Origin of the sequence: Anabaena cylindrica UHCC 0172, from assembly GCF_034931625.1 — a bacterium.
GTDB classification, from domain to species: domain Bacteria; phylum Cyanobacteriota; class Cyanobacteriia; order Cyanobacteriales; family Nostocaceae; genus Anabaena; species Anabaena cylindrica_A.
In genome coordinates, this window is the sequence record NZ_JAYGGY010000140.1 from 1 (window position 1) to 10668 (window position 10668).

General features: G+C 40.4%; 12 protein-coding genes and 1 tRNA gene. 6 read left to right on the forward strand and 7 right to left on the reverse strand.

Annotation, left to right across the window (positions count from 1 at the left end; genetic code table 11):
• Positions 1-181 (forward strand): hypothetical protein (locus VB713_RS27690; RefSeq protein ID WP_323314697.1); only part of this gene is annotated, 181 nt, incomplete at its 5' end.
• Here VB713_RS27690 and VB713_RS27695 read toward each other — a convergent pair.
• A complete protein-coding gene (locus VB713_RS27695) occupies positions 178-2031 on the reverse strand; it encodes an SUMF1/EgtB/PvdO family nonheme iron enzyme (RefSeq protein ID WP_323314698.1) in 1854 nt (617 codons plus the stop codon). The genes VB713_RS27690 and VB713_RS27695 overlap by 4 nt on opposite strands.
• 7 nt (positions 2032-2038) lie before the next feature.
• Positions 2039-2434: a hypothetical protein gene (locus VB713_RS27700; protein WP_323314699.1), complete on the reverse strand. Its 396-nt coding sequence runs from the start codon at positions 2432-2434 to the stop codon at positions 2039-2041.
• Positions 2435-2607: 173 nt separating this feature from the next.
• On the opposite strand from VB713_RS27700, the gene VB713_RS27705 reads away from it, so the two are divergent.
• From VB713_RS27705 to VB713_RS27720, 4 genes are all read left to right on the forward strand, one after another.
• A complete protein-coding gene (locus VB713_RS27705) occupies positions 2608-3027 on the forward strand; it encodes a BlaI/MecI/CopY family transcriptional regulator (RefSeq protein ID WP_323314700.1) in 420 nt (139 codons plus the stop codon).
• Positions 3028-3031: 4 nt separating this feature from the next.
• Positions 3032-3865 carry a M56 family metallopeptidase gene (locus VB713_RS27710; RefSeq protein WP_323314701.1) on the forward strand — a complete coding sequence of 278 codons (834 nt, stop codon included), beginning with the start codon at positions 3032-3034 and terminating at the stop codon, positions 3863-3865.
• A gap of 404 nt (positions 3866-4269) precedes the next feature.
• Positions 4270-4632 carry a metalloregulator ArsR/SmtB family transcription factor gene (locus VB713_RS27715; RefSeq protein WP_323314702.1) on the forward strand — a complete coding sequence of 121 codons (363 nt, stop codon included), beginning with the start codon at positions 4270-4272 and terminating at the stop codon, positions 4630-4632.
• Positions 4633-5004: 372 nt separating this feature from the next.
• Positions 5005-5202, forward strand: a complete 198-nt coding sequence (locus VB713_RS27720) for an NblA/ycf18 family protein (protein WP_323314703.1) — start codon at positions 5005-5007, stop codon at positions 5200-5202.
• A 184-nt stretch (positions 5203-5386) separates the two neighbouring features.
• On the opposite strand, the gene nifH is transcribed toward VB713_RS27720, so the two are convergent.
• On the reverse strand, positions 5387-6286 hold the full coding sequence (nifH, locus tag VB713_RS27725) for a nitrogenase iron protein (protein WP_015215476.1): 900 nt from the start codon (positions 6284-6286) through the stop codon (positions 5387-5389).
• Positions 6287-7632: 1346 nt separating this feature from the next.
• Between nifH and VB713_RS27730 the strand changes: the two genes are divergently transcribed.
• A complete protein-coding gene (locus VB713_RS27730; protein ID WP_323314704.1) occupies positions 7633-8055 on the forward strand; it encodes a pentapeptide repeat-containing protein in 423 nt (140 codons plus the stop codon).
• A 99-nt stretch (positions 8056-8154) separates the two neighbouring features.
• Here VB713_RS27730 and VB713_RS27735 read toward each other — a convergent pair.
• From VB713_RS27735 to VB713_RS27750, 4 genes are all read right to left on the reverse strand, one after another.
• A tRNA-Asn gene (locus VB713_RS27735) sits at positions 8155-8226 on the reverse strand.
• A 158-nt stretch (positions 8227-8384) separates the two neighbouring features.
• Positions 8385-8933, reverse strand: a complete 549-nt coding sequence (locus VB713_RS27740; protein WP_323314705.1) for an NYN domain-containing protein — start codon at positions 8931-8933, stop codon at positions 8385-8387.
• Between the two features lie 389 nt (positions 8934-9322).
• Positions 9323-10000, reverse strand: coding sequence for an ABC transporter ATP-binding protein (locus tag VB713_RS27745; RefSeq protein ID WP_323314706.1), 678 nt, complete (start codon positions 9998-10000; stop codon positions 9323-9325).
• A gap of 13 nt (positions 10001-10013) precedes the next feature.
• The gene (locus VB713_RS27750; protein WP_323314707.1) at positions 10014-10286 is read right to left on the reverse strand and encodes a hypothetical protein; all 273 of its coding nucleotides are present in this window, start codon (positions 10284-10286) and stop codon (positions 10014-10016) included.
• Between the last annotated feature and the right edge of the window lie 382 nt (positions 10287-10668).

Below are 10668 nucleotides of genomic sequence, written 5' to 3' on the forward strand. Positions count from 1 at the left end.
ATTTTCTCAAATTATTGCCACATCTCATCTTCAACCCCCTTGTCACCCGTTAAGGCATTTTACCGAACTTGATATTATTTGGAGAATTAAAAATTGCCAAAAAATTTTATCGCCTGACGGCGAGGGGAAGGGTAAAGGAAAGAAGGGCAGAGGGCAAAAGGGCAAGAGGGCAGAGGGCTAAGAAAGTCCTGGCGAGCAAGACCCGAACACAACACGAAAACCGAGAAGATTGACTCGATAACGCGCGAGGTCCCAGCCACGAAACGCCGAACGGCAACCGATAGCAATGTCGTACCAAGAACCGCCCCGTATAATAAAATACTCAGTATTATTTTCACTATCACTAATTTTATTAATCAAGTTTTTCCATAGATTTTTCTTGTTCCCCCAGACCTCATTACCATTACTTCTTAAACGCGCTGGTTTATCGCTATAGCTATCGTGAAATTCATCCAAACACCATTCCCAGACATTACCGTGCATTTGATATAAACCCCAGGCGTTGGGAGTGAAACTATCTACATCTACAGTGCATTCTCGATATTTGCCCTTTGGGGCATCGCTATAAGGATAATTGCCGTTATAGTTGACTTGATCTGTTGTAATGGTCTTGCCAAAGGCAAAGGCTGTGGTTGTTCCAGCACGACAGCCATATTCCCATTCTGCTTCTGTGGGCAATCTGACGGCGCGTTTTGTTTGCTCAGATAGCTTTTCACAAAATGCCCGTGCTTCATGCCAGGAAACGCCAACTACAGGCTGGTTATTGCCTTGAAACTTGGCATCATATTTTTCAGATGGCTTGGTTTTCATGACAGCGTACCATTGAGAATTGGTTACGGCATATTTGCCCATTAAAAACTCTTGCAGATACACCTCATGCTGGGGGGTAGACCGGTCTAACCATTGTTCAACATCCTCACGCTTGCTGCCGTATTTCAGGGCATTCTCTAGGGCTATTTTGCGTTCTGCTGGTGGCATTCCCATTGTAAATTTCCCTGTGGGGACGCGCACCAGTTCCAGGTTTAAGCCTTGACATAAATTTACAGTTAATTCACGGCGTTTTGCTGCTGCTATTTTCTGTCCCTGTGCTTCTGCTTCTCGACGCTGTTCTTGTTGACTTTGAGATTGCTTGTTTGACAATCGCCCAAAGGCTGTAATGGCTTTCATATCTTGTCCACCTGCGGCCACATTCACACGTACCCACAACTGAAAAGCTAAATCGAAATTACCTTCAATTTCTGCATGAAAAGCATCTTCTCTCAGGGCGCTAATATCCCTGTCGTTAGCAGACTTGGGCAGTAAAATATAATGCAGTTTTGTAGCGGGTTCTATGGCTGCATAGGGTGTCTGAATATAATTTTTATGCTTGAAAGTCAATTGAGGAACTTGATGGCGCAAATAGTTATACAGGCGTTCAACTGTGGCACAGTTGCTTTCACCTTGAATTTGCAAACCATTGAGTAAAACGTGGGTAAATGCACCTTGTTGAATTTCCTCAATTTCGTAAGAAACCTGATGGGGACTACAGGAAAAGAAGGTAATCACACCTTGCTGTTTTTCTTCACCAATTCCTAAACCTGCACTTTTTTCTCCAGTGCTGCGACAGGCATCAATAAATAAGACGATGTTATCTGCACCACTCCGCCGTAAGCGTTCGGTGATGTAGTGTATGGGAATTGCTAAATCGGGAACAGTGCGGGGATTTCCGTCTATGGGTAATAAATAATCTCGTCCTTCGTGGGGGATGCCGTGGCCGCTAAAGTAGAACCAGAGAGTATCTCCAGGGTTTAAAAAAGGCTGTGCAAAGCGATCGCCTAAAAACGAAATTAATGTACCATAAGTTGGTTGAGTATCGAGTCCATGTTTATCGGGTGGGGAATCATCAGAGAAAAAATATAAATTATCTGGTTGTACGCCCAAATCATTAGCAAAATAATTACACACTCGTTCAGCATCACTTTTTGCATACTGGAGGCGCTGAATTCGATTATATTTATTAACGCCAATGATAACGGCGCAATTCTTGGCCATATTGCGATTAATTTTCCGGGGCTTTAGGCGATCGCTTAAATTTTAACTCGATTGCGCCTTTACCAGCAGCTTTTACACCAGTACCTAGCACTTTAATTTCTCCTTCACTACCAATTTCTACTGTGAGGGTGATTTCGTCTAATTGGATTCCGGCTTGGGGTTGGACTTGCTTCTCGACATGGTTAAATAAATGACTAACTATGGCCACAAATTGCGACATTTGCGTGGCTAATTTTCCTGCTTTTATATGGTTTTCTTTGATCTCTTCACCCGTCACCGTAGGGCTGCTATAAGGATTTTTGTTACCTATGACAGTTTTCATCCCTTCTTGAGTGCGATCGTCTGGAGTGCTTGCAGTTACAATACATATATCTTCATCTTGCCAGTTGTTATTATCTATCATGTCACTTCCTCACACCTGCTTTGACAATTTTCGCACATATTGTCTGAATCAGGATTTACAGGATTTAAGGATGAACAGGATTAAAGCGAATTTTTAACTCTTTGCGGCTCTGCGCCTCTGCGTGAGATAAAAGATGCGAAAATAGAAACAACATACCTGCCACAATTATCAATATGGCTCCCTTACCCGATTATCGTCCTAAGCAACTATCTGTGGGTCCTTTAGAAGCAGAAATTCTCAGCATTGTTTGGGAACTGAATTCAGCAACAGTTAAAGATGTACACGATCGCATTCTAGCTGACCCAAACCGCGAATTGGCTTATACTTCTGTGACTACTGTTCTCCGTCGTCTTACGGAAAAAGGTTGGTTAGCTTGCGATAAACAGGGTAAAGCATTCTATTGGCGGCCTTTACTAACTAAGCAACAAGCAGAGATGATTAAAGCTCATGAACAGTTGCAAAGATTCCTCGCAGTGGGTAATCCTGATGTTGTGGCCGCCTTTGCTGATAGTTTAGATCAAGCTGCTAGTGACCAAATAGAAGCGATCGCAAAACGCATTCAAGCAGCACGGGAAGCCAGAGGGGAAAAATAGAATTATGCATCTATTCATGATTGTCTCTGCTGTAACCATTGCTTGCTGGTTAAGATACTCTGGCCATATACCCCAGGGTAATTGGAATTTGCGTTGGGAGCGATCGCTATTTTTATTCCTCTTTCCCCCCTTACTCATTTTTATGACAGCAATGGCTGTAGTCTGCATGGGTACACAAGGAACAATGGGTGGAATGTATACTGGTTCTTTCAGTTATCTGCTGGCATCAATTTTTCTAGGATTTTTTAACATCTTAGGTATCAAACTAGCTTTCCAAGGCTGGAAATCCATTAAATCAGCCCGTGAATGTCCGCAAGTGAATCTCGCAGGTAAACAAGCCCGACTCCTGCAAACTAAAGCATTATTTGCCGGACAAATGGGTTTTTGGCAGCCGGAATTGGTAGTTAGTCAAGGATTACTACAAACCCTCTCATCTGCCCATTTAAAAAGCGTTTTAGCCCACGAGCAAGGGCATTATCTATATAGGGATACGTTCTGGTTCTTTTGGCTGGGTTGGATGCGTTCCTGCACGGCTTGGTTGCCCAATACAGAACCACTATGGCAAGAATTGTTAGTTTTGCGAGAATTACGGGCTGATAGTTACGCTGCATCCCAAGTAGATCCCTTGGTGTTAGCGGAATCATTGTTATTAGTAGTCAGTAACAACCCTATAACAGAAGAAGTTTGCTGTGCCGCTTTGGGTGCAGGCGATCGCTTGGAACAGAGAATAGAAGCTTTATTAACACCACCAGAACTAACTTCAGAAGCTCAATTACAATCCTGGCATATTTTTTTGTTGGCGTTTCTCCCCTTACTAACAGTCGTTTTTCATACTTGATTTACTTTCTCTCTATCCTGTGGGGGCGGTTTGTTACAAATGTCAGGATTCAGGATACATAATGTTTCAGAACTTACGCAACTGGCACATTGGTAGGATGCGTCAGATATTAACAATCTGTTTATTTGCAGGATTTATGCAGTCTGACGCACCCTGCAACAGATTTTTAGTGTGACACTTGCGTAAGTCCTATTTAGTTTTTGGGTATTTGCAACTATGCAGCCATTGGCGATCGCTTGTGCCAGTTGCGTAAGTCCTGATTAATTAACTAAATAACTGTGGAGTAATTTTAGCATTTTAATGGTAAAATTTAATCATTTTATTGCTCTGTTCCCTACTAATGTATATTTAGTTATACTACTAAATAGTGATGAAGTTTTTTTGCTGATGATTCAAGTTGCCCTATGCCAAAAACAAATCCGTCTCCGACTAATCCAGCTATTCTTGCTGCCGTTGCTGACTATTTTAAGGTGCTATCAGAAGGAAGTCGGCTACAAATCTTGACCTGTCTCAAATCAGGTTCGATGAATGTCATGGAGATAGCAGAAGCGACTGGGTTGGGGCAGGCAAATCTATCTAAGCATCTGAAAGTATTAACTCATGCAGGAATTTTATCTCGTCAACCCAAAGGTACTAGTGCCTATTACGAGATTGCAGACCCGATTATTTTTGAGCTTTGTGAATTAGCGTGCGATCGCATTAGTCAACGTGTGCTACAGCAAGATGAAAGCCTGAAAGCTTTTCGGAACAAAACTACAGTTTTTTAAATTATCCTACTCATCTTCATCCCCTGGAGGCCTTTCACTTAGGCTTTGTTGCGCGTGCCACTCCAAAACAATGCGTTCCAACATCTCCGCCTGTGTACAGTTATTAACATCTGCATATACCTTAATCAACCATCTCACTTCAGGGCTAATGTGCCGTATCACTAGTTGCTCATCTTTTTTCATGTTGATCTGACTCCCATCACGTCAGAATTGTAAATAATTCGTTATACTTATTAACATAAGTTAGTAAAACATAAAATTCTTGCCCTACACCCCTCAAACTCAATGGGTGTATGAATGCTTAAAAGCTTAAAAATTAAATAGCCAGTATTAACCCTTTATTTTTGCCCCAATTGGGCATAGGAGCCAGCAATGAATCAGCCTATAAAATTATCTTTAGAACAAGAATTTGGCCTCAGAACCTTTGCTGACCAAGTACATCAAATGTCTCGTGAACAAGCTCAGGTATTTTTACTCAAGCTGTACGAGCATATGATGATTCAAGAGATAACTTATCAGCAATTACTCAAGCATGAATGGAAACTAGATTCAGGAAGCATCTCTGGTTAAAATAGGAAATCAAAAGGCTTCTAATTTGCATACAGAATAAGATATAACCCTTGTGGTGTAATCCTCTTGCCCAAATAATGCAAATCAGATGTGAAAAAACTTATTTGCATTTTCACATCTTCATCAATTTGGGAAAGGGTGGGAGTTACCCTCCCCAATCTCAAGCACTAATTGCTTCGTGTTACTACTTTTTAACTGGTGCTTCAGTAGCTGACTTACCAACTAGCTTTTCAGTATTTTCGTCACTTTCAAGAATACCGAACTCAATCAACAATTCTTCTAATTCTTCCATTTCGATAGGTGTAGGAATAGTCAGATTCTTGTTGTTGATGATCTTCTTAGCCAATGTCCGATATTCATTACCCTGATCACTATCAGGTGCATACTCGTTAACAGTCATCCGACGCAATTCTGCGTGTTGAACGATATTATCACGAGGTACGAAGTGAATCATGTGGGTATTCAAACGTTTTGCCAAGGTTTCGATTAATTCGACTTCCCGGTCAACGTTACGGCTATTACAAATCAAGCCACCTAAACGCACACCACCAGTGTGAGCATATTTTAAAACACCACGAGCAATGTTGTTAGCAGCATACATCGCCATCATTTCACCTGATGTCACGATGTAGATTTCTTGCGCTTTTCCTTCCCGAATTGGCATGGCGAAACCACCACAGACAACGTCACCTAATACGTCGTAAGATACGAAATCTAAGTCTTGGTAAGCACCGTTTTCTTCTAGGAAGTTAATAGCAGTGATAATACCACGACCAGCACAACCAACACCGGGTTCTGGACCACCAGATTCTACACACTTAACACCACGAAAACCTGTCAATAGTACTTCACTAAGTTCTAAATCTTCAACAGCACCTCTTTCAGCAGCCAAGGAAAGAACGGTGGTTTGAGCCTTAGAGTGCAGCATCAAACGGGTAGAGTCAGCTTTAGGGTCACAACCTACAATCATGATGCGTTGACCCATTTCAGCCATTGCTGCAAGGGTGTTTTGAGAAGTAGTAGATTTACCAATACCACCTTTACCGTAAAAAGCAATCTGTCTAATATTTGAGTCAGTAGCCATGATGAGTTTATTCCTACAATTATTGTGTTGATGGGTCTGAAACTTGATTTGAGATTTTGTTCGATTAGGAAACAGAATTTGTATAGCGACTTAAGGCATACTCAAGGCACTACCAAACGCAGATTCAGATTTTTGTAGGAAAACAAGATATGGATGCAGGAAATTTATTCAGAAGAAATCCACATCTCCTAAATCAAGAAATATTTAACGGCTTAAATACGGCATTATCGCTTGTTGTCGCGGCATCCTCGGAGGATGTTTAATCCTGGAGAGTGGTTACAATAGGGATTCACCTTTATGCAGATTTTCCCCCTGAACCACCCAATCAACCAACATTGTAGTTCACTCTCAATGATTGCTACAATTATGACGATTTTGCTTGTATTTTGGCTGCCAAAAATTTCTAATTTCCAGTCCAAAAAACTATTTTCCTAATTTCTGAAAATTCGCTCTATTGATGTTGCTTTTGGATATTTTTTAGGATCAATAAATTTCACTTTGATTGATACATGACATGAGGATAAATCTCATTTTTGTATTGCTTCACAGTTAAAAATATCTTTCTTGCTGGCTCTAAGTCGCTAACAGTTTTGATTCCTATACATTTACCAGACATCCTCGAAGAGTCTTTCTTCCCAAACTCCAAGGTTAGTCCCATCTGGTTGATAATGTTATCTAGTGAGCCAATTCTTATCGGCAAATACTCAAAGGAATTCTGATTGACTTCAAGTTGTTACGAGGGTAACTCTTCTAATTCATTTGTCCTTATCTCTTCGTACAGAAAAGATATATAAACTGAAGTGGATTTAGCAGAACAAAAGAACTTGATTTCGTTGACCTCAATTTACCCTTGAAGTTTTTTTGACTTTGATGTTTTTGATTCCTATCCCAACAATAACATAGATATCAATATTTTATAAGCCTCTAAATAAATTATTTTTCAACTCTAAAAAATATTATCCTTGTTACCTTTAATGGTTATGACTTAGCGGTTATAAGATGCAATTTAGGTAAACATTTCATCAAATATCGTTTGTGAAATCAGCTACTTTTAAAATCAAGCTTGATTTAAAATAATTGAAACTAATATTTTAGAAAATTACATAATTCTGCTATTTTTACATTCTCAAAAATTTATCGCTTCGTTTCTTGATCACTTTGCCATCTTTTGCAGTGTCAGGTGGCAACTATTCCTGGGGCAAGGAATCAATCGTAGTTGGTGATTTGGGCTTCGTCTAGTAGTCCGGTAGGGAGGTTTTTGATTTGGAGGGTAAGGTTAGATTGAGCAGGTGACTCTATTTGGTGTATACAGTAGAGTAAACGTTACTGAGTAATGGTGTTGAATCATGAAGGTCAAAAGACAAAGAATTACTGTTGAGGAATTGTTGAGTAGATATGCTGCTGGGGAGCGAGATTTTACTTGTATTGCCATTGATGACTCGCGTGAAGGTTTGTTCAGAGGTGTTGACCTCAGTGGCATTAATCTGGAGGATTCCGCCCTCAGTGTTGACTTTAGTGGTGCTATTTTGAGAGAAGCTAATTTTCGATATACTGTCTGGGGCGACCATTGTAGTTGGCAAGAAGCCGATTTCAGTGGTTCCGACTTTACTGGGATTAACAATGGTGTAGAATGCTACATTGTTCGCTGCAACTTTAGCAATACTAACTGGGAGCGAGCCAATCTGTGGCAATCCACCTTTAAAGACTGCAATATGACTACTGCTAACTTCGATAATGCCAGCTTGGCTGAAGTTGACCTCTACAGGTGAATTATGAGAAGGAATAGCTGACAATCTCTATAAAAGTCAAAAGCATGAAGTTAGAAATTTCTGCTTTCTTCCTTCATGCCTTATCCTTTATTTTTTTAACTCCCCAGGCCGGATTCGAACCAGCGACCAATCGATTAACAGTCGATCGCTCTACCACTGAGCTACTGAGGAATGCTCTCAATGTTTTCTATAATAAACCTAAATCTATAATATGGCAAGCACTTTTGGAAAATTTTTTGGATTTTCTTTCGTGGCGGCTGAAAGTTATAATTTTTGACAGCCCAAATTCCCTCTAGAAGAGCAGTCCAGCTATTTATGAATACTCTTTTCTATAATCCCATTCGCAATTGAGCTAGACGCTGCCTTGCTTTATCATCAATAGCATTAGCTAAAAATCGGCTTTTCGATTGTTTGGGTGGTTGATATCTATGACGCATCCGGCACACAGTTGTTTCTACTTCTCCGCATAGTTGATGCGCTGACAACCATTCAGCACCATACCCCTGTACCATTAACTGCTGCGCTCGGTCTGATGTGGCCACAATTACGCGAGAAACTAAACATTGGGCTACTTGGTGACGCAAGGAAGCACAAGATTTTTCAATATAGGTGTCTGCTGTCTGACCAAAATCTGTGTAATGAACAGTGAGAAAGTCTGTAATATTTTCTCTATTGCTGGGGGTGTTTTGATATTGGGCATCAAAAACTATTTGAGTTTCATAACCTTGAAATGCGCTGTAGTTTGTTATTGCTTCTATTAGTTCCCCCCGTGCTGCCTCTAGTCCGGCATGGTCACGGGTTTTTTTTAAGCAAGTCCAAGCGCCTATAATGTTGTAGCCGTCCACTAATAAAATGGACGGGATGATAGAACGGGGCATGGTTTTTAATCACAATTATCTAGAGTTAACAAAAATCATTCATAAGACTTATAGTAATTGAAGCATCACTTGTAACACTATGCTACAGAGAATAAAAATGCCCCATTGCCGAAAAACTAAACCTTAAAGTAGAAGCAACAATGTCTAAAAAGCCTTTTTAAATAAGGGTTGTTGCAGTTTTTTATGGAAATAAATAATTTTTTGAGTCATCAAAATTCCATAATGAAAAACCAGATACCTATACAGCAAAGTGTTTATCTGGTATCTGGTCATTAATTTTTGATGATTAAAAATTGTTGAAAATATTGATATTAGGGACTTTCAAATAAAAAGTCTGCCAATACTTTTTCTAGAACATCTGACAGGTAAGATGCTGCTGGAGTTTTGTCTTACGAAGTTTCGTTGTGTGTTTTCATGAGTCGCTGTTTGAGACGCTCGGCTTCACCTTGATCAACTAAAGAGCCTTCTTCCAATAAAAAAGCACCATCACAGTAATTTAACTCATCTAAGCGATGAGTCACCCATAAAGCCGTAATTCCGCGACTTTTGACTAGACGACGAACACTAGCCACTAAGTCGAGTTGACTATCTGGATCTAGTAGAGCAGTGGGTTCATCTAATAATAAGACTTCACAGTGACGAGCGATCGCACCAGCAATAGCCACACGCTGTTTTTGTCCACCAGAAAGAGCATAGATAGGACGACGCTGTAAGGACAGCAAATTTACCGCCCCTAAAGCTTCCTCTACCCTAGCTCTCACCATAGCAGGAGGCAATTTTTCTGCCACCAATCCAAAAGCCACATCAGCACCAACCGTTGGCATAACTAATTGATGATCAGGATTTTGGAAAACAAAACCAACGGGGGGTGAAATACCAATTTCGCCAGACTGGGGAGCTAATAACCCCGCTATCAGTCTCAACAGAGTTGATTTGCCACTGCCATTAGTACCCAAAAGCATCCAAAATTCGCCTTGTGGTACTTTAAGAGAGCAAGATTTGATCACTTGCTCCCCATTAGGCCATAAGAAGTTTAAATCCTGAACTTCGATGCCTACAGCCGCCATTTTTACACCTGGTTTACTCAGTTGCTAAAGCGAAAAATCCGGGTGGTCTAGTACCACCAACGGCAGAACCATCTTTCTGTACAATTTGTACACCCGAAATTTCACTAGCACGGACAGCAATTTTTTTCTCTGTTTTGCCCTCGCACTTGAGTTCCACAATATCAGGGTTCCCAGAGCGCATTGCTGCCAGAATCAGCTGATAAACAGCTTCAGCATCTTCAGTGGACTTACGTTGTACTGATATTGGGAAAGCAGTATTTTTGATGCTTAAGTCGATGGTAAACATTTAGAATTAATCACATTTCACTGACTGTAGGACTAATTCTAGCGTTACCTGGTTGATTCGGTGTGAATTGTGAAAAGAGGGAAGAATTATGAGATTTTGTTTTATATCGTTGTTTCCTTACCCTGAAGGGATTACAGGTGTCTCAAAGATGAAATTATTTCCATTAGCCCTGGAAAAATTAGAGATTTGCACCTATTATGATTAAAGAGCGTAAAAAATTGTAAACTGGATTAACAACCCGGTTAACTTTCTGCATATAGGCGGTTATGTCATAGCCATCTATATATAGATAAAACCTGTACTTATAAACTTTTGGAGATTCTTTGTAATGACCATCGCAGTTGGACGCGCCCCAAGTAGAGGGTGGTTTGACGTATTAGAC

Excerpts from the sequence above, each read along its gene's own strand:
- VB713_RS27710 (WP_323314701.1), top strand. The coding sequence starts at position 3,032 with ATGCATCTATTCATGATTGTCTCTGCTGTAACCATTGCTTGCTGGTTA.
- VB713_RS27740 (WP_323314705.1), bottom strand. The coding sequence starts at position 8,933 with ATGCCCCGTTCTATCATCCCGTCCATTTTATTAGTGGACGGCTACAAC.
- VB713_RS27715 (WP_323314702.1), top strand. The coding sequence starts at position 4,270 with ATGCCAAAAACAAATCCGTCTCCGACTAATCCAGCTATTCTTGCTGCC.
- VB713_RS27745 (WP_323314706.1), bottom strand. The coding sequence starts at position 10,000 with ATGGCGGCTGTAGGCATCGAAGTTCAGGATTTAAACTTCTTATGGCCT.
- VB713_RS27700 (WP_323314699.1), bottom strand. The coding sequence starts at position 2,434 with ATGATAGATAATAACAACTGGCAAGATGAAGATATATGTATTGTAACT.
- VB713_RS27705 (WP_323314700.1), top strand. The coding sequence starts at position 2,608 with ATGGCTCCCTTACCCGATTATCGTCCTAAGCAACTATCTGTGGGTCCT.
- VB713_RS27695 (WP_323314698.1), bottom strand. The coding sequence starts at position 2,031 with ATGGCCAAGAATTGCGCCGTTATCATTGGCGTTAATAAATATAATCGA.
- nifH (WP_015215476.1), bottom strand. The coding sequence starts at position 6,286 with ATGGCTACTGACTCAAATATTAGACAGATTGCTTTTTACGGTAAAGGT.
- VB713_RS27720 (WP_323314703.1), top strand. The coding sequence starts at position 5,005 with ATGAATCAGCCTATAAAATTATCTTTAGAACAAGAATTTGGCCTCAGA.
- VB713_RS27730 (WP_323314704.1), top strand. The coding sequence starts at position 7,633 with ATGAAGGTCAAAAGACAAAGAATTACTGTTGAGGAATTGTTGAGTAGA.
- VB713_RS27750 (WP_323314707.1), bottom strand. The coding sequence starts at position 10,286 with ATGTTTACCATCGACTTAAGCATCAAAAATACTGCTTTCCCAATATCA.